This is a genomic window from Rhizobium jaguaris (genome assembly GCF_003627755.1).
GTDB classification, from domain to species: Bacteria; Pseudomonadota; Alphaproteobacteria; order Rhizobiales; family Rhizobiaceae; genus Rhizobium; species Rhizobium jaguaris.
Genome location: NZ_CP032694.1, coordinates 3,344,791 through 3,362,393 on the forward strand (window position 1 = coordinate 3,344,791; position 17,603 = coordinate 3,362,393).

At 59.4% G+C, this 17,603-nt stretch carries 19 protein-coding genes and 1 pseudogene; 13 read left to right on the plus strand and 7 right to left on the minus strand.

Annotated elements, in window-relative coordinates; translation table 11 throughout:
- Positions 1-4: 4 nt before the first annotated feature.
- Positions 5-817, minus strand: a complete 813-nt coding sequence (locus tag CCGE525_RS16300) for an alpha/beta hydrolase fold domain-containing protein (protein WP_120705194.1) — start codon at positions 815-817, stop codon at positions 5-7.
- Positions 818-1,050: 233 nt separating this feature from the next.
- Here CCGE525_RS16300 and CCGE525_RS16305 point away from each other — a divergent pair, with 233 nt between their 5' ends.
- Positions 1,051-1,962 carry a LysR family transcriptional regulator gene (locus CCGE525_RS16305; protein WP_120705195.1) on the plus strand — a complete coding sequence of 304 codons (912 nt, stop codon included), beginning with the start codon at positions 1,051-1,053 and terminating at the stop codon, positions 1,960-1,962.
- A 53-nt stretch (positions 1,963-2,015) separates the two neighbouring features.
- Here CCGE525_RS16305 and CCGE525_RS16310 read toward each other — a convergent pair whose 3' ends face one another.
- Positions 2,016-2,474, minus strand: a complete 459-nt coding sequence (locus CCGE525_RS16310) for a carboxymuconolactone decarboxylase family protein (protein ID WP_120705196.1) — start codon at positions 2,472-2,474, stop codon at positions 2,016-2,018.
- A gap of 139 nt (positions 2,475-2,613) precedes the next feature.
- Here CCGE525_RS16310 and CCGE525_RS16315 point away from each other — a divergent pair, with 139 nt between their 5' ends.
- Positions 2,614-3,498, plus strand: coding sequence for a sigma-70 family RNA polymerase sigma factor (locus CCGE525_RS16315; RefSeq protein ID WP_120705197.1), 885 nt, complete (start codon positions 2,614-2,616; stop codon positions 3,496-3,498).
- A gap of 5 nt (positions 3,499-3,503) precedes the next feature.
- On the opposite strand, the gene CCGE525_RS16320 is transcribed toward CCGE525_RS16315, so the two are convergent.
- A complete protein-coding gene (locus CCGE525_RS16320; RefSeq protein ID WP_120705198.1) occupies positions 3,504-4,265 on the minus strand; it encodes an AraC family transcriptional regulator in 762 nt (253 codons plus the stop codon).
- A gap of 123 nt (positions 4,266-4,388) precedes the next feature.
- Here CCGE525_RS16320 and CCGE525_RS16325 point away from each other — a divergent pair, with 123 nt between their 5' ends.
- The 3 genes from CCGE525_RS16325 (at position 4,389) to CCGE525_RS16335 (ending at position 7,672) form a co-directional block, all read left to right on the plus strand.
- Positions 4,389-5,360 carry a DMT family transporter gene (locus CCGE525_RS16325; RefSeq protein WP_120705199.1) on the plus strand — a complete coding sequence of 324 codons (972 nt, stop codon included), beginning with the start codon at positions 4,389-4,391 and terminating at the stop codon, positions 5,358-5,360.
- 198 nt (positions 5,361-5,558) lie between these two features.
- Entirely contained in the window at positions 5,559-6,287 is a 729-nt protein-coding gene (locus tag CCGE525_RS16330) for a GntR family transcriptional regulator (RefSeq protein ID WP_120705200.1), read from the plus strand.
- Between the two features lie 104 nt (positions 6,288-6,391).
- Positions 6,392-7,672 carry a cysteine desulfurase-like protein gene (locus CCGE525_RS16335; RefSeq protein WP_120705201.1) on the plus strand — a complete coding sequence of 427 codons (1,281 nt, stop codon included), beginning with the start codon at positions 6,392-6,394 and terminating at the stop codon, positions 7,670-7,672.
- Between the two features lie 71 nt (positions 7,673-7,743).
- Here the strand turns inward: CCGE525_RS16335 and CCGE525_RS16340 are convergent, their stop codons facing one another.
- On the minus strand, positions 7,744-8,847 hold the full coding sequence (locus tag CCGE525_RS16340; RefSeq protein ID WP_120705202.1) for a Fic family protein: 1,104 nt from the start codon (positions 8,845-8,847) through the stop codon (positions 7,744-7,746).
- 330 nt (positions 8,848-9,177) lie between these two features.
- On the opposite strand from CCGE525_RS16340, the gene CCGE525_RS16345 reads away from it, so the two are divergent.
- Complete coding sequence (locus tag CCGE525_RS16345; protein ID WP_120705203.1) at positions 9,178-9,948, plus strand: HpcH/HpaI aldolase family protein; 771 nt, start codon at positions 9,178-9,180, stop codon at positions 9,946-9,948.
- 10 nt (positions 9,949-9,958) lie between these two features.
- Here CCGE525_RS16345 and CCGE525_RS16350 read toward each other — a convergent pair whose 3' ends face one another.
- Both CCGE525_RS16350 and CCGE525_RS16355 read right to left on the minus strand, forming a co-directional pair.
- Positions 9,959-10,762: an anti-sigma factor family protein gene (locus tag CCGE525_RS16350; RefSeq protein ID WP_120706442.1), complete on the minus strand. Its 804-nt coding sequence runs from the start codon at positions 10,760-10,762 to the stop codon at positions 9,959-9,961.
- Positions 10,762-11,457, minus strand: a complete 696-nt coding sequence (locus CCGE525_RS16355) for a sigma-70 family RNA polymerase sigma factor (RefSeq protein WP_120706443.1) — start codon at positions 11,455-11,457, stop codon at positions 10,762-10,764. Before CCGE525_RS16355 ends, CCGE525_RS16350 begins: the two co-directional genes overlap by 1 nt.
- Before the next feature lie 88 nt (positions 11,458-11,545).
- Here CCGE525_RS16355 and CCGE525_RS38335 point away from each other — a divergent pair, with 88 nt between their 5' ends.
- From CCGE525_RS38335 to CCGE525_RS16385, 7 genes and pseudogenes are all read left to right on the plus strand, one after another.
- Positions 11,546-11,845, plus strand: coding sequence for a hypothetical protein (locus CCGE525_RS38335; protein ID WP_162950197.1), 300 nt, complete (start codon positions 11,546-11,548; stop codon positions 11,843-11,845).
- 51 nt (positions 11,846-11,896) lie between these two features.
- Positions 11,897-12,873 (plus strand): annotated as a pseudogene (locus CCGE525_RS16360) (MBL fold metallo-hydrolase).
- Positions 12,874-12,892: 19 nt separating this feature from the next.
- Complete coding sequence (locus tag CCGE525_RS16365; RefSeq protein WP_120705204.1) at positions 12,893-13,369, plus strand: tetratricopeptide repeat protein; 477 nt, start codon at positions 12,893-12,895, stop codon at positions 13,367-13,369.
- Positions 13,370-13,442: 73 nt separating this feature from the next.
- Positions 13,443-13,919: a DoxX family protein gene (locus CCGE525_RS16370; RefSeq protein WP_120705205.1), complete on the plus strand. Its 477-nt coding sequence runs from the start codon at positions 13,443-13,445 to the stop codon at positions 13,917-13,919.
- A gap of 210 nt (positions 13,920-14,129) precedes the next feature.
- Positions 14,130-15,338 carry a pyridoxal phosphate-dependent aminotransferase gene (locus CCGE525_RS16375; protein WP_245472032.1) on the plus strand — a complete coding sequence of 403 codons (1,209 nt, stop codon included), beginning with the start codon at positions 14,130-14,132 and terminating at the stop codon, positions 15,336-15,338.
- A gap of 78 nt (positions 15,339-15,416) precedes the next feature.
- Complete coding sequence (locus tag CCGE525_RS16380) at positions 15,417-16,214, plus strand: ABC transporter substrate-binding protein (protein WP_120705206.1); 798 nt, start codon at positions 15,417-15,419, stop codon at positions 16,212-16,214.
- Positions 16,215-16,314: 100 nt separating this feature from the next.
- Positions 16,315-16,989, plus strand: coding sequence for an amino acid ABC transporter permease (locus CCGE525_RS16385; RefSeq protein WP_120705207.1), 675 nt, complete (start codon positions 16,315-16,317; stop codon positions 16,987-16,989).
- Positions 16,990-16,998: 9 nt separating this feature from the next.
- On the opposite strand, the gene CCGE525_RS16390 is transcribed toward CCGE525_RS16385, so the two are convergent.
- Complete coding sequence (locus CCGE525_RS16390; protein ID WP_120705208.1) at positions 16,999-17,514, minus strand: MarR family winged helix-turn-helix transcriptional regulator; 516 nt, start codon at positions 17,512-17,514, stop codon at positions 16,999-17,001.
- Positions 17,515-17,603 lie beyond the last annotated feature (89 nt).

The window sequence follows — 17,603 nt, forward strand, 5'->3', positions numbered from 1 at the left end:
TCGATCAAGCCTGCACATCTTCGACAAAGCTCTTGAAACAACAGCAGACATCCTGTTGCCACGACGGCTTGTCTTTCGACTGCCCGCCGTAGATGGTGGGCCAGCCCGTCCCAGCGGGGAGGACTTGCTGGCGAACACGGACGCCGGCCCCTTTCAGGCGGCTGCCGTATTCCATGCCCTCGTCGCGGAGCGGGTCGTCCTCGGCCGTGAGCACCAATGCCGGCGCGAGGCCCGAAAGCCGCGAACAGTATCGAGGCGCCGCATAGGGGTGACAGACACCGCCCAGAAAACCCAGGTAACGGTTCCAACCCTCTGTCCAGCGCTCGCGCATGCCGCTTTCCTCCGCCTGGAGGAAAGATTTCGATCCCATGAAGGGATCAAGCAACGGCGAAATCAGCACCTGTCCGTCAAGCGAACCGGGCATCTGATCGCGCGCCTTCAAAGCCACGCCCGCAGCCACATTGCCACCCGATTCCTCACCGGCGACAAAGAGCAGCGATTTTTTCGCCCCGCCTAGCGCAAGCATGTTCCGCTTGTTGCCGAGATAGGCGAGAATCCCGTAGGCACATTCCAGCACCTGCGGAAAGGCATTGTGATTGCCGCTGCTGTAATCGGCAGCAACCACGATCGCGCCAGCCTCCGCAAGACTTGCGGCCACCGGTCGGTCAATAGCATGCTCGGTATCGAGAAAGGCGCCACCATGCAGATAAAGCACGATCGGTGCTGCCTTCTTCATACCTTCGCCGTTGTAGATCCGTGCTGCGACCGGCCCTGTTGGCACGTTTTCCAGCAACACATCTTTCCACGGCGCACTCATGAACCCACATCCTTGTCTATTCGATTGAACATGATCTCTTCGGAAAACTGTTTCTACACGTTTCCGATCATGTTCCAAATCACGCGGCACCAAGCGCCCCATACCGCGTTGCAACATTTACCCCTACAACATATTGTTATTCCGTTCCGAGAATAAGTAGCCTATATTCGATCAGACTATTCACGAGAACAAACAATCGACCGCTTTTCGCTGCGGTCGAAGGGCACCCTGGAATGGACCAGCTATCAGCAATGCGAGCATTTGCACGTGTGGTGGAGACGGGCAATTTCACCCGCGCCGCCACAACTCTCTCCATGCCGAAGGCGACGGTGACGACGCTCATCCAGTCGCTTGAGGCGCATCTGCACACCAAGCTCCTGAACCGCACGACGCGGCGCGTCATGGTAACGACAGACGGCGCACTTTATTACGAACGTGCCATTCAGATTCTCTCCGAAATTGAGGAACTGGACGGCAGCATCAGCAATTCGCAGAGTCTGCCGAGCGGCCGTTTGCGTGTCGAAATGGCCGGCGCTTTTGCCGACACCATCGTCATGCCGGCGCTCTGTGATTTTCATAAGCGCTATCCGGACATCCATATCGATCTCGGCGTGGGCGACCGGTTGGTGGATTACCTGGCGGAGAATGTCGACTGCGCCCTGCGCGCGGGCATGCCGAGCGATCAGTCGCTGATTGCCCGACGCGTCGGAGAAGTGCATCTCGTCACCTGTGCCGCGCCTCGCTATGTCGAAAACTACGGCATTCCCGAACGGCCGGAAGAGCTGGAGGGTAGCCACTATGCAGTCAGCTATTTTCGCGCGCAGACCGGGCGGACGATTCCGTTCGAATTCCACCGCGGCAACGAATCGCTGGAAATCAGCCCCCGCTACATCCTCTCGGTTAACGACAGCCGCAGCTATGTCAACGCCACATTGATGGGCCTCGGCATTGCCCAAGCTCCGACCTTCATGGTTCGCGAGGCGCTTGCAAAGGGCGATCTCATCCCCATCCTTCCCGGTTGGACACGCAGCACTTTGCCGCTGCATATTGTCTATCCCCCCAACCGGCACCTGAGCAACAAGGTGCGCGTGTTCGTCGATTGGTTGGCGAAATTGCTGGCGACATCGCGGCTTGGAGCGGTTTAACAACCTTCTCCCCGGGGGCAGGGAGAAGGTTATGACGCGATGATCCTACATCATCAGTTCCAGGACGCCCCTGCCGGATGCCGGACTGTCGCGTTCAAGCGGTTCCAGACATTGTCGACGGCAACCGAGATGATCAAAGCAGACAGCGCTTTTTCGTCGTAATATTTGGCCGCCTCATTCCAGACTTCATCGCTCACCGCGTCCGGCCGGTCGGCAAGCCGGGTCATCGCTTCGCCGAGCGCAAGGGCGGCGCGTTCGGCCTCCGTGAAATAGGGCATTTCGCGCCAGGCGGAGACGCCGACGATGCGCTCGATCTTTTCTCCTTCCTTCTGCAGCTTGCGGAAGCCCATATCGGTGCAGACGCTGCAGCCATTGATCTGGCTGACGCGCAGATGAACGAGATCCATGGTGTTTTCAGTCACGCCGCGATCCTTAATCGAAGCGCTGACTGCCAAGAGGGCTTGCAGGGTTTCCGGCAGGATGACGGCGGGGTTCTTCATGCGGGCTTGCATCATTTTCTCCTTGAGGTGTTTTCAGGTGGCCCCAATTCGGGCTCGATCTTGACGACACCGCCCCATGCCGATCCTTTGTCACGTCGGCTTGGTTTCGTTCGTCATAGGCATGACGGAGCGCACACAAGGAATGTGACCGATGGACGAAAAAAAGTGGCAGGCAGAAAAATTCGAGGCAAACCGGCCGCATCTGCGCGCGGTCGCCTACCGCATGCTCGGCTCGCGCACGGAGGCGGAGGACGCGGTGCAGGAAGCATGGCTGCGGCTCAGCCGTGCGGATATCTCGGACGTCGAAAACCTCAGCGGTTGGCTGACGACGGTTACCGCCCGCATCTGTCTCGATTGGCTGCGCTCCCGCAAATCCCGGCGCGAAGAGCCGCTGACTATCCATGTCCCTGAACCGGTCGTCAGCCACGAAGCCGGCACCGGTACCGACCCTGAACGGGACGCGCTGCTCGCGGATTCGGTCGGCCTAGCGCTGCTGGTGGTATTGGAAAAGCTCGCTCCGGCCGAGCGGCTGGCCTTTGTGCTGCACGACATGTTCGACATGCCATTCGACGAAATCGCCCCGATCGTCGGACGCACGACGATCGCCACACGCCAGCTCGCCAGCCGCGCCCGCCGCCGGGTGCAGGGAGCGCCCGTCGCGGCGGAAGCAGATCTCAGCCGCCAGCGCCATGTGGTCGACGCATTTCTGACGGCCTCCCGAGGCGGCGACATGCATGCGCTTCTCGCCGCTCTTGATCCGGATGTCCTCTTCCGCGCCGATGCCGTGGCAACGCGGATGGGCTCGCTGGCGGAAATCCGTGGACAGACAGCAGTGGCCGAAACTTTCCGCGGCCGCGCCCAGGGAGCCCTGCCGGCCGTCATCAACGGCGCTGTCGGCGCCATTGTCGTCCTCGGCGGAAAATTGCGCATCGCGCTCCGTTTTGCCGTCGGCACTGACGGCCGCATTATCAGCATCGATGCCATGGCTGATCCCGAGCAATTGCGCAGGCTCGATGTGTTGGTGATCGATCGGTGAAGGTATCAACGCATCTGCGTCGGACTCGTCCCCGTCAGCCGGCGAAACATGGCGATGAAGGCGGAGGCGTTGCTGTAGCCCAGTCGCGCCGCGATCCGTTGCACGGGCTGGCCGGCGTCGATCATCGCCAGCGCTGCGACCAGTTTCAGCCGCTGGCGCCACTCGTTGAAGGAGATGCCGAGATCGTCGTGACAGCGGCGGGAAAGCGTCCGCTCGGTCGTTTTCATCCGATGCGCCCATTCCGTCAGGGAATGGCGGTCACCGGGGTCGGCCTGCAAAGCCCTCAGTACCGGCCCGAGCAACTCATCGTCTGATAGCGGCAAATAGCTCTCGCTGCGCGGCGCCAAACGAATCTGATCGACCAGCACCTGTGCCAGCCGCAAGTCTTCCTCGCTCTTTGGCAAGGTGATGTCACGGGCCGCGAAATCGGCAAGGATCGCTTTCAGAAGCGGGCTGAGGCCAAGCGTTGCCGGTGCCGGCGGAAGATTAGCACAGAGCGACCGCTCGACATAGACGGTGACATAGCGGACGTCATACTGGTTCCACGCCTCGTGCAACTCATCGGGCGGAATCCAGATCGCATAATGCGGCGGCGACAGATAACGCACGCCCTGGATATCGAAATCGACGACGCCGGCGAGCGCATAGTTCAGCTCGCCCCAGGTCTGGCGCTTGGCGGGAAAGACGGTGCCGCCTTTGTAGTTTTCCGTCCGGAAGGAGACCGGCTGCGGCGGGTCTCCTTGGATACGCGGCTCGCGTGCGCTCATGTCCGTAATCCACTACAGATGTCCGAAACTCGCTATATACCAGTAATCAGACAAACGGTAAAAGCGGTACCAACACAATCCCAACCGATCCGACCAAGCCGACCATCCGACAGGAGGACTGCCATGAGCAGCAACCCGCCCTCTCCCACCACCGGCGCAGCCTCTATCATGACGAGCGCGGCGATTGCACCGCTTTGCACCGTCCTCATCTGGTCCGGCAACACGATCGTCACAAAGGCTGCGTCCGGCGTCATCTCGCCCGGCTCGATCTCCTTTTATCGCTGGCTGTTGGCCTTCGTCGTCCTGCTGCCTTTCCTCGGCCGGGCCGCATGGCGGAACCGCGCTCTCGTCAAGCAATATTGGCTGAAGCTCGCCACCCTCGGCGCGCTCGGTATGGTCATCTATCAAAGCCTCGCCTATGAGGCCGCCAAAACCACTTCGGCTGTGAACATGGGTGTGATGCTGGCGCTGATGCCGCTGCTGTCGACGCTGCTCGCCAGCGCACTGGCCGGAGAAAGACTGACGGCCACCAGCCTGGCAGGCGGGGCCATCTCGCTGATCGGCCTGATTTATCTGACGTCTCAGGGCCACCCGGCGACCCTGCTGAATGGCGGCTTTCATGTGGGCGACGGCCTGATGATCATCGCCGTGCTATCCAACTCGCTGTATGGCGTGATGTTGAAGCGCTGGGCGACGCCCCTTTCCATGTGGCAGCAATTGTTTTGGCAGATCGGCTTTTCGACCATTCTTTTGATCCCGGTTTTCCTGTTGGGGGATATCTCGCCGATCACCTCGGCCAATCTGCCGCTGATCCTCTATGCGGCCATTCCGACGTCGCTGGTCGCGCCGCTCTGCTGGATGATCGGCATCCAGAAACTTGGAGCCGCGCGCACCTCCCTGCTCATCAATCTCCTGCCGGTCATCGTGGCGATTCTCGCCTGGGCGATCCTGCGCGAAGAACTGCACGCCTATCACGCCATCGGCGGCGCACTCGCCCTCATCGGTGTCGGCCTCGGCCTGCGGCAGGCGAAAATCGCCAAGGGCGAAACGGTACCGCGCGCCGATCAGGCAGCCTGGGAGACGGAAGAGGTCTAATGCGTGTCGCGCAAAAGTGTGCAGCGGTTTTGCGAAAACGACATGCAAAAACAAGGAGCTAAAGCGTGGGAGCGAATCTGAAAGATCGCGACGAGCTTTAGCGTTCCGGTCTTTGCGTCGAAACACTTTCCATCCGGCCGCCCTTCGTTCTACCATGACACTTATGACTGGAGTCGTCCGAGCAAAAAGGAAACGAGCGTGCGCATAGCCCTGGAACCGGTGTCTTCGAGAACGACCATCCAAGAGGGCGTGTACCAGCAGTTGCGCAACGCGCTGATGGCCGGCAATTTCGACCCCGGCCAGACGCTGACCATCGCCTCGCTCGCCGAAACATTCGGCACCAGTAACATGCCGGTGCGCGAAGCCTTGCGCAGGCTGGCGGCGGAAAATGCGCTGGAGGTCGCGCCGAACGGCTCGGCCCGCATCCCGATCGTGACACTTGCCCGCCTCGACGATCTCTGCCGCGCCCGCATCGCCGTCGAGGGCCTGGCAGCCGAGCTTGGAATTCCCAGGCTGACCGCCACCGACATCGAGACACTGGAGCGCATCGCCGCCGAACAACACGCCATCGGCCGCAGCAGCAATGTCTATGAACTCATGGCGAGGAACCAACAATTCCATTTCACCATTTACCGTGCCTCCGGCTCGGATGTGCTGCTGCAACTGATCGAAACGCTGTGGCTGCGTTTCGGCCCCTATATGCGTATGTTGTCAGCCTCCGTCGAACCTCTGATGCGGAGCGGCGAAATCGATCCCGCCGGCCCACATCTCCCGATCATTGAAGCACTGAAGGCCGGCGATTTCGCCCGCGCCCGCGATGGCGTTGTAGCCGATATCCGCCGCACCCATGAGATCCTGCGCGACTATTGCCCGGCATCGGAAGATGAACCGCGCGCCAAGGGACCAGCCTCCGCGCAGCGGCGGTAGCACATCCCGCTACGGGACGAATGAATTTAGTTGAACCCTCAAATATTTTGTGATCAAATGATCATAACATCAGTTTTGAACCCATCATTTGCAGCGAGATTCTCATGAGCGCCTCCCCTTCCCCGTCGAAATTTTCCGGCCACAACCGCTTCCCGGTCGATGAAGTCCGCGCCATGTTTCCGGCTATTCGAAAGGCCGGCGATTTCGTGTTTCTCGACAATGCCGGCGGCGCGCAGGTGCCGCAAACGGTGGTCGATGCGGTTGCCAACCATCTCATCGATTACAACGTCCAGCGCATGGCGAAATATCAGCACAGCCAAGGCGTTGACCGCAATCTAGACGAAGCGCGAGAGAGCGTCGCCATGCTGGTCAACGCTTACCGCCTGGAAGAAATCTCGTTCGGCCAGAACGCCACGTCCTTCATCCGCCTCGTAAGTCTCGGTATTGCCAAGCTGCTCGGCGAGCGCAACGAGATCGTCATTACCGATATGGACCATGACGCCAACATCGCCACCTGGCTGGCGCTGGAGGCCGATGGCGCCAAGATCGTCTGGTGGCGCATGCGCGAAGACGGCACGCTGCACACAGAAGACCTGAAACCGCTGCTGAACGACAAGACCCGTCTTGTTGCCTGCACTGTGACCGCCCACTCCATCGGCACGATCGTCGACGTCGCCACAGTGGGCAAGCTGGCGCATGCGGCAGGCGCCGAAGTTTTCCTCGATTGCGTCCACTATGGCCCGCACGGCCTGATGGACGTACAGGCTTGGAATTGCGACTATCTCGTCTGCTCGGGCTACAAGAATTTCTCGCCGCACATGGGCTTCCTCTGGGGCCGCTTCGACGCACTGGTCAAGCTGCCGACCTTCAAGGAAGATTTCATCCCGGACGTGCCGCCCTACAAGATAGAGGTCGGCACCTTCACCTATGAGAACGTCGCCGGCATGAACGCCGCCGTCAAATATCTCGAAGCTCTCGGCCTCCGGTTCCTGCCGGCCGGCACACATACCCGTCGCGAAGCGCTTGCCGCCGCCATGGCTGCGATCCGCGAATACGAACTGAAGCTGTCGCGCGAAATGATCGCCGTTCTGAAGCGTCACGGCGCCGTCATTTACGGCATTTCCGACGAGGCCCGCCTCGAACAGCGCGTGCCGACCATCTGCTTCAACATGCCAGGTATCACGCCACAGCAATTCGCCGCTGAAATGGGCGAAGCTGGTATCGGGCTGCGGGACGGTCACATGTTCGCCCCGCGCTTGATGAAGCGCCTTGGCCTGTCCATGGAAACCGGCGCGATCCGTGTATCCCTGGTACACTACAACAAGGTCGAAGAAATCGCCCGCTTCGAAAAAGTCCTTACCGAAGTCATCGCGCGGCACAAATAAGCCGCGTATGAGCGGTGGCGGGCGCCCGAACAACTCCGCCACCGCAACGCTTCTTGGGAGCAATGCTGCATTCACCGGACAAGAGCGTAGCTCGTGCTCCTGCCGCCACCCGGCTCGCGAACGAGAATGCCGTGGGCAATCAGATCCTCAATGTCGCGTAGTGCCGTATCCTGCGAACAATTTTCGATCTTTGCCCATTTGGAGCTGGTAAGCTTACCCTCAAAGCTATCCAGGAGGCGATTTAGCATACCTCGTTGACGCGAATTAAGCGGCGTCGCCGCATGCTTTTCCCAAAAGTACGCCTTGGTCATCACCGAGGCCAACGTTGCCTCCGCGCCTACAAAAGCGCGACCGAGGCAAGAGAGAAACCATTCCAGCCAAGTGGTGACATCGAGATCGCCTTTCTGAGTTCTTTCCAAAATGTCGTAATAGGCTTTCCGTTCGGCACGGATTTGCGCCGACATGCTGTAAAAGCGCTGCGGTGTTCCCTCAGAGCGGGCAAGCCCCATATCTGCGATTGCCCGGGCGATACGGCCATTGCCGTCATCAAAAGGGTGAATCGTTACAAACCAAAGATGGGCTAGCGCGGCCTTCAAGAGTTCATCGATCGCAGTCGGCGTATTGAACCAATCAAGAAAAACTTGCATTTCGGCATGGATCCGCCCCGCATCCGGTGCCTGGAAATACACCTTTTCGTGCCCAAACGAACCCGAGACAACTTGCATCGGTCCCGCTCGATCATCCCGCCAGGTTCCTGTAACCACACGGGTCATCCCACTGCGTCCCATCGGAAACAAAGAAGCCTGCCAGACAAACAGGCGTTCGGCGTCGAGCGGACGCTCGAAATTCTGCGTTGCATCCAACATCATTTCGACAACGCCATCGACCTGTCGGTCGGCCTGAACCAGTCCAGCGATTTCGACACCCAGCCGTCGAGCAATAGAGGATCGGACTTGCTGCCGATCGAGAATTTCACCTTCGATCTCACTGGTCTTGATAATATCCTCGGTCAACGTCTGCATAACCGCCTCGGTTCGCAATGGAAAGCCAAGGGACTCCATATGACCAATCAGGCGGCCCTGCCGGTGGCGGATGGTACCAAGCAACGGTGACAATTGCTCATCCTTCCAGCGGAAGGCTGGCCAGTCGACTCGGTCGTAGATGTAGCGGCTCATCTTCCCACTCCTTGCGGAGAACTTATGTTGCTTATTCTCCGCATAATCAAGTTATTCTCCGCAAATTGTGCGAAGAATAACTTCCTTAATCTCCGCATACTTCCTAGTCCGAACTTCGAGCGGCGACGAACGATCGTGGAAACGGGATGGTCTTCATGTGTTGATTGATGACGGTACATTCACGCGGCAATTGTGATGTCGATTCAGATCAGATGTGAGGCGGACGGCACGACGCACAAAATACTTCAAGCCTAAAGTGGATTGCTGCTTCGCAGCTTAGTATTTTCAGTCTATCCCTCTTCGCAGAGATCGTTGGAGAGCGAAGAACTCATGGGCAATTTCCGCAAAAACTGCATCGAGAAAAACCTGCTCATCGGCACCTTCGCCGCGATTCCGCATCCCGTTGCCATCGAGGTCACGGCAGCGGCAGGCGTCGATTTCCTTTGCATCGATTGGGAACATTCGCAGATCGGCCGCGAGCGTATCGAGGACCTGATCCGCGCCGCCGATGTTCATCGTGTTCCAGCGATAGTCCGTGTGCCGGGCCACGCGCCGGAGGCCATCGCCTCGGTGTTGGATGCAGGTGCGGCGGGCGTTCTGGTGCCGCGCGTGTCAACGGCGGCGCAAGCGAAGGCTGCAGTTCTTGCGACGCGATATCCGCCGATCGGCGAGCGGGGCGTCGGCCCCGGCCGGGCGGCGGCCTACGGCTACCGCATTCCGGATTACCTCGCCAAGGCCAATGCCGAACTCGTCCTCGCCGTCCAGGTCGAGACGGCGGAGGGGCTCGCCAATATCGCTGAGATCGCCGCGGTCGATGGCATCGACGTCATCTTCATCGGTCCTGGCGACCTCTCCGTCTCGATCGATGCGATGGGGCCTGCCGGGAAGGACAAGCTCAACGCCGCCATCGACACCATCGCGAAAACCGCGCTCGCCGCCGGGCGCGCGGTCGGCATTTTCCGACCGTCGCCGGACGATATCGGAGCCTGGTCAACAGCCGGCATCAGCTTCTTCCTGCTCGCCAGCGACACCATGTTTCTCGGCGCCAGCCTTGCCGATGGGGTTGCCCAGGCACGACAGCAAGGCGCAACAAAGCCATAGAGCACCGGAGCTAAAGACCCGCCGCTTTCGAAAAATTATCGCGGAAAGCAGCAAGATCGGCCGAGGCGACATCAGAAACCGCCCAGAAGACCAGCCCACCGCCAGACCATTCGGTGAGATTATAGCCGTCGTGCACCGTCTCGCTCTGCGCGACCTTCTCTCCCGGCCAGACGAAGAGATTGATGACATGACCGTGGCGGCGATAGACGAGCGCCGCGACGACCCGGCCATTGATATAGTCCACCCGACCGCCGATCAGCGGAAAACCCGCCGCCATAAGGTCGACCACAGGCGGCGAGAAATCGATCTTGCCGTTGAACCAGGGCTTGACCGTGTGCTGATCGGATGTCTCCACATCGACCAGATGGTTGGCGAGCATCGAACGCACATGGCTGGCGAGCAATTCGTTCTGGATAGGCACACTTGTCTGCGGATTGCCAAGTATCAGCATCAGGCTAGCAGCCAGGGCGGCCAGCGATGGTATGAAGCTCCATTGCCCGAACAATTGCAGGCCACGCCACCACACGTTCTCGCGACGCCGCGCCTCCGGGACGTGCGCCTGCCGCCGGGTTTCTTCAACAGAAATAGCTGTCATGATGCGCGCGCGAACCTCATCCGGAGCCTTCCACTTCACATCATCCCGACCGAGGACCCGCTTCATGTCTTTGAGCCCTTCCAAGGCGGCAGTGCAATGCGGGCATGTCGCAAAATGCTGTTCGAATTGTATCGTATGGACCGCATCGAGTTCGTCATCCACATAACTGTGCAGGATCGTTTCCCATTCCGGGCAGCTTTCCAGGGTTTTCCCGCTCATCATGCGACCCCGCCTTTCTCGCCCAGCTGCCACGCCTCGCCGAATTCACGTCTCGCTCTCGCGAGCCGTGACATAACGGTTCCGATCGGCACGTCGGTTATGTCCGCGATCTGGCGGTAAGATAGATTTTCCAGCTCTCGAAGCACGAGAACCTCTCGTGACAGGTCCGGAAGGGAATTGATGACTTGCCGGACCCGCAGCGACTCCGTCTTGCGGATCAGCGCCGCCTCGGGTGAATCCTCTTCAGAAGCGACGTCGTCAACGCCTGAGTGGGGCTGATCGTCGTCCTTCGCTTCGCTCGCCATCATCGACGTCTCGAAGCGCGCCTTGCGCCGGCCTTCGCTCAGCCAGACGTAGTAACAGTTGCGGACAATGGCAAACATCCAAGCGCGGGGCTCGCCGCCACGATAGCCATCGAAATTGCGGTAAGCACGCAGAAAAGCTTCCTGCACGATATCTTGTGCCGCATCGGCATCCCGGCTCAGAAACCGTGCGAAATTATATGCGGCATCCAGGTGTGGAACGACGGTATTTTGAAACCGCCGCATCAAGTCGCGTGACGCCGGTGAAACGCTCCCGATATTTTCGTGATGTAGCGATTGCAGCATCGGACCGACCGTATCGATGGCGGCGGCCGAGCATGTCTTTGTGAATAGCACGACGGATTGCCGAACAAAGGCGACCACAGCTCGCATCCCGATCACCGGCCGACTGAACGGTGAAGCGAGACCCGGCGGCGGGCGACCATCAAATGTGGAGAAGGCGAAATGGATATCCGTCGTCATGATCCCTGTATGGCTCCAGCGTCGGTTCCGGTCGGGCCAGACCCTGACCGCGGAAGTTGCTCTTCACTCTCCAGATCGTTTCAAGCAGCGTTTTATTCTCGCTGCCTGCAAATATTTTTTCGTCAGCGACCGCACCGAGCAGCGATATTCTCATTCTGTGCTCCAATGTGCACCTGGCGGACTAGCTACGCCAGTAGAATTAGCTAAAGCATATCAAAATCTTATCAGAAAGATGCCGGAAGTCCGGAATAATCCTTCAACACCGGCGATCTCCTTCGACAGCGGAGGCATTGATTGACCCCTGTCCTCCGCTTCGCGTGGCGATGCCACTCAAAGAGGAGACAAGACGATGCTCAACATGACACGCCGCACCGTTCTCAGCTCGGCTGCTGCCGCTGCCGCTTTCGGCCTGTCGGCGAGACTGGAATTCATCCCATCACTTGCCAAGGCCGAAACACCGCTGGAGCCGACCGTCGGCTTCTATCGCTATAAAGTCGGGGATGTCGAAGTCACCGCCATCTATGACGGCATCTGGCGCAAGCCGCATGATCCCGCCTTCATCAAAACGCCTCCATCGAGGATACGAAGCAAGCGTTGGCCGCCGCCGGCCAAACCACCGAATTCATGCCCATCCCGCTTACCGTCGTCGTCCTGAAGATCGGCGACCGGCTGGTCATGATGGACGCCGGCTCCGGCGTCGGCCAATGGCAGGCCAATGCCACCCATCTGCCCGCCAACATGGCCGCTGCCGGTATCGACTACAAGAATATCGATACGGTGATCATCTCGCATTTCCATCCCGACCATGTCTGGGGCCTGATGGAAAAAGGCACGAATGAGCCGGTTTTTGCCCATGCCGAGCTCATCACCAATGCCGACGAATATAATTGGTGGACGGCACCCGGCCGCGTCGACACATTAGCGGCAGGCCGCAAGGACGCCGGACGCCGTATCGGCGACGTCTTCCCGAAATGGAAAAACTGGAAGCTGGTCGGCGATGGTGCCGAAGTTGCGCCTGGCGTTCACCTCGTCTCAGCACCCGGTCATACGCCCGGCCATTCCACCTTCCTCGTCGCCTCGGGCAAGGAGCAACTTCTGGTCTCCGCCGACATCATGTATGTGCCGGCCTTGCTCGCTCCCCATCCGGATTGGCAAGGCAGCTACGACCAGGATGGACCAGCCGCCATCGTCACGCGGCGCAAGCTGATCGACCGCATCATTGCAGACAATATCAAGATTTGCGGTTCGCATTTCCCCTTCCCGGGCTCCGGCACCTTCGTGAAGGACGGCAATGCCTATGGTTTTACCCCAACGACACAAGCGTGAAAGCTGAAGGAGACATATCATGATCAAATACGCACTCTTTGGCGCCGCCAGCCTTTGCGCGGTCGTCATCATCCCCGCAGCCGCGGCTCTACCGGCCTTTGCCGTCGACAACATGGAAACCACGGATGCGCCGGATTTGACTTCCGTTCGCGCCAAGATCGACGCAAAGGATTACGAGGGGGCATTGGCCGAACTGCGCGATCTGGCTGAGGATCACCAGCAGGCAGACGTTTATAATCTTCTGGGCTTCACGCTCCGAAAGACCGGCGATTTCAAGACCTCGCTGACCTACTACACCAAGGCGCTGGAGCTGCAGCCCAATCACAAGGGCGCCCGCGAATATCTCGGCGAGCTCTATGTCGAGACTGGCAACATGGACAAAGCAAACGAACAGCTGGCGACGCTGAAGCAACTTTGCCCAAGCGGCTGCGAAGAGCTGGAGGACCTGCAAAAGGCAATCGACACCAAGACTGCCAGTGCCAAGGCCGCCAATTAACCCGAGACCCACACGTGCGCCTGTGACATCGAACGACGCCTCGCAGGCGCACCGCCCCAATGGGAGGTGACACATGGACTATTTGGAAAATGAAAATGTCATGCATCCAATGGACATGACGCTTCTGGCCGGCCGGCTGTTGATGGCCTGGATATTCCTGCATGAGGGCATGGCTCTGGCGTTCAATTTCGACGCCGCGGTTACCGCCATGGCGAAGCTTGGCGTTCCAGAGCCGTTGGTTCTCGCCGTGATCGCGCTGCAGCTTGCCGCGGGCCTTTCCGTAGCCCTCGGTTTGCTGACCCGCCTCGGCGCCCTATCGCTCGGATTGTTCTGCCTTTCGACGGCGTTGTTGTTCCACGCGGATTTCGCCAACCACAACGAAATCCTGCATTTCGAGAAGGACTTGGCCATCGCCGGCGGCATGTTCGTTCTAGTGACGGCGGGCGCCGGCGCACTATCGGTGGATCGCTTTCTCGAACGCCGCATCATGGCCTCTAACGACAAGTCCCCGCGGCCGCTGCGCCGCGCAATCGAAAAAGGCATTCTCTGAATGTCTCGCAAATATCCATCCACGTGAAATCCGTGTCGAAAACAGCCTCAATCGCGGCTGTTTTCGGCATTTCCACCGATTTTTTAAGCTTAAAACTTTTTCCTTGAAATGCATCTCATTTTGGATAACCATCCAAGAATGAAGGGCGACCGGAACGCTGTCATTCGCGACGGAACGCCCCTTTGACATCAGGCTTCCAGGGAAAGTTCTTTGTCTCTTCTGCCACCGCACAGCTTGTCCGAGAAGACACGCGACCGCTACGCCTTCGAGGGCATCCGCGCCCAGATCCGTGACTTGCGCACTGACAATATCGCCGTGCTTGCCAAGCGCGCCCGCGAGCTCGGCGGCGTCATCCCGCTATGGTTCGGCGAAGGCGATATGGTAACGCCGGCCTTCATCCGCGACGCCGCCAAGAAGGCGCTCGACGACGGTCAGACCTTCTATGTTCCGAACATGCGCGGCCTGCCGGCGCTCAATGAGGCCCTGTCTGACTATCAGACCCAATGGCACGGTCGCCCGATCCCGATCGAGCGCACCACCGTTGCGCCCGGCGGTATGCAGGCCCTCTACATGGCATTGGAGCTGCTCGTCGATGTCGGCACCAATGTCGTCTACGTCGCGCCGCAATGGCCGAATATCCACAATGCCATCCATCTGATCGGCGGTGAGCCGCGGCCCGTGTCGCTGGATTTCGACACGGATTGGCGGCTCGATCTCGACAAGCTCTTTGAGCGCTGCGATGCCCGCACCCGCGCCATTTTCCTGTCGACGCCGGCCAATCCGACCGGTTGGACCGCGACACGCGAAGAAATGCAGGCGCTGCTCGATTTCAGCCGCCGCACTGGCATCTGGATCATTTCCGACGAGGTCTATGCCCGTCTCTATTTCGACGGGGGGATAGCACCGTCGATCCTCCAGGTGGCCGAAGATGGCGACCGGGTGATCGCCGTCAACAGCTTCTCCAAGGCCTGGGCGATGACCGGTTGGCGTATCGGCTGGCTCACGCACCCATCAAAGATCGCCGATCAGCTCGGCGCGATGACGCAATATGTCAACAGCGGCACGTCTGCGATGATCCAGGCGGGCGCCGCCGCCGCAATACACGAAGGCGAGCCGCTGGTTGCCGAAATCCGCTCCAGGATCAAGGCTGGCCTCGATCTCGCTTACGAAAAACTGCCGCAGATACCGGGTATCATCCTTCCGGAAAAACCGCGCGGCGGCATGTATGCTTTCTTCGCGATTCAGGGCGAAGCCGATGCCACCGCGGTCTGCGAGCGCGTTCTCGAAACAGCGCGCGTTGGCCTGGCGCCCGGCTATCATTTCGGGGAATCGTCGCGCGCATTCCTGCGCATGTGCACATTCCGGGATACCGAACAGATGCGTATCGCGCTCGATCGTATGGTCGAGGCCATGAGATGACGGCCCGCGATAATGCGCGAACCGGCAATACCCGCAGGCACGAGGCGCCTGCGGTCATAACCAGAGGGAGACAAACCAATGAATTTTACCCGTCGTAATCTACTGGTCCTAGCGACCGCCGTCGGCCTGGCCGGCGGAAGCCACTTCGCCTATGCCGCCGATGTATTGAATGTCGGTTCCTATCCGAACAACCCGCCCTTCGAATACAAGACCGCCAATGGCGGTTTCGAAGGCTTCGAGGTCGATGTCGTCAACGAAGCCGCCAAGCGCGCCGGCATGACGACCAACATCGCCGACTATGGCTTCCAGGCCCTGTTCGCGGCAACGAGCTCCAAGCGCATTGACGTGGCGATCTCGTCCATTACCATCACACCGGAACGCCTGAAATCGCAGTCCTTCACGCAGCCCTACTATGACTCCGACATGGGCGTTGCCGCCAAGGAAAGCAGCTCGATCAAGTCGCTCGCTGATCTCAAGGGCGCGGTTGTCGGCGTACTCTCCGGATCGACGGGTGAAAAATGGGTCAATGACAACAAGGCGGCGCAAGGCTTCGCCGACGTCAAGGGCTACAACTCGCAGCAGGACATGTTCCTCGATCTCGGCGCCGGCCGCATCGATGCGGTCGTCAGCGACATCCCCGGCATGCAGTATCTCTTCGTCAAGACTAAGGGCTTCGCCATCAAGGATCGCATCAAGACCGGCGAACAGTACGGCCTGATGATGACCAAGGACTCGCCGCTCGTCGCCAAGATCAACGATGCCATCACCGCGATGAAAAAGGACGGCACGCTGGAAAAGATCCACGAAAAGTGGTTCGGCAGCAAGGCGCCCGCCGGCTCCTCCACCGTGACAGAAATGCCTATCCCCAAGGCGTGATCAAAAGATCATTTTCCAGAGCAAATTCTAACGCCGGCCGTTTCGGCCGGCGCAATTGTGGTAATAGACCTTCATTTTATTCTGCCTAATGGGAGTGCCAATGTCGCTCGTCGATACCTTCTTCAACTCCGACGTCATGATTTCGGCCTTCCCTCAATTGCTGCATGGTCTCTGGATGACGCTGGCACTGGGCGTTGTCAGCATCGTCATCGGTGTTTTGGGCGGCCTGGTCGTCAGCCTGATCCGCCTCTATGCGCCCAAGCCGTTCCAACTGCTGATGGTCGCCTATATCGACATCATGCGCGCCATGCCGATGCTGGTGGTGTTGATCCTGATCTATTACGCTTTGCCTTTTGTCGGCATCAGCTTTTCCGCCTGGTGGTCTGCGATCCTGGGATTCTCCATCGTGCTCGCCGCCTATTCGGCGGAAGTCTTCCGCTCGGGCATCGAGAGCGTGCCGCGCGGCCAGTTCGAGGCGGCTGCCGCGCTTGGCATTCCCTTCCTGATAACACTCTACAAGGTCGTGCTGCCGCAAGCGATCCGCATCGTCATTCCGCCGACCACCAGCAACTGCGTCTCGATGTTCAAGGATACGTCGCTCGCTTCGACCGTGGCGCTGCCGGAGCTTTTGAAAGAAGGGCAGAATGCGCAGGGCTTCTATGCCAATCCCTCGCCGCTAATCATGGCCGCCCTGATCTACATCATCCTGCTCTGGCCGATGGTGCGTCTTGTGAGCGTGCTCGAAAAGAGATTCAAGAGCGAGAAGGCGCGGTAAGCGCTGCCATTATTCGAAAGCAGCGCCCGAAAGGTGATTGTTCACGGACGACTTCACCCCGCCTATATCCCTCCACAGCTCGGCGATGATGGCGGGATCGACGTCACCCATCATGTCTCGCAACCAGCCCTCATGGGCGGCAGCCATGGCCGCGAAGAGCTCCTCGCCCTTCTTTGTCAGCTTGGCGACGGTTACGCGCCGGTCGCCATCGGGCGTCTCGCGCAGGACAAGTCCGTCCGTTTCCAGCCGCTCCACCAGTCCCGTCACATTGCCGTTGGTGACCATCGTGCGTTTGGAAAGTTCACCGAGCCGCAGACCATCGCGCTCGCGATAGAGCTGCGCCATCAGGTCGAATTGCGGCAGCGTCGCGCCGAATTCGTTGCGCAGGCGGCGGCGGATTTCCTGTGATATCAGCTTTGTGGTCGACAGCATGCGCAGCCAGAGCCGCAGCTCCTGCTTTTTGCCCTCTTGCGTCCCCTGGACGATGATTTCCAGATCGACGGTTCCACTTTCGGACTCAGCCATGATGTCAGCTCAAATTACCGCGTTGCAATTTCATATATGAACGGTCTACGGAGCAATATTTCAAATGTCAAAGGTTTACGCATCAAGCC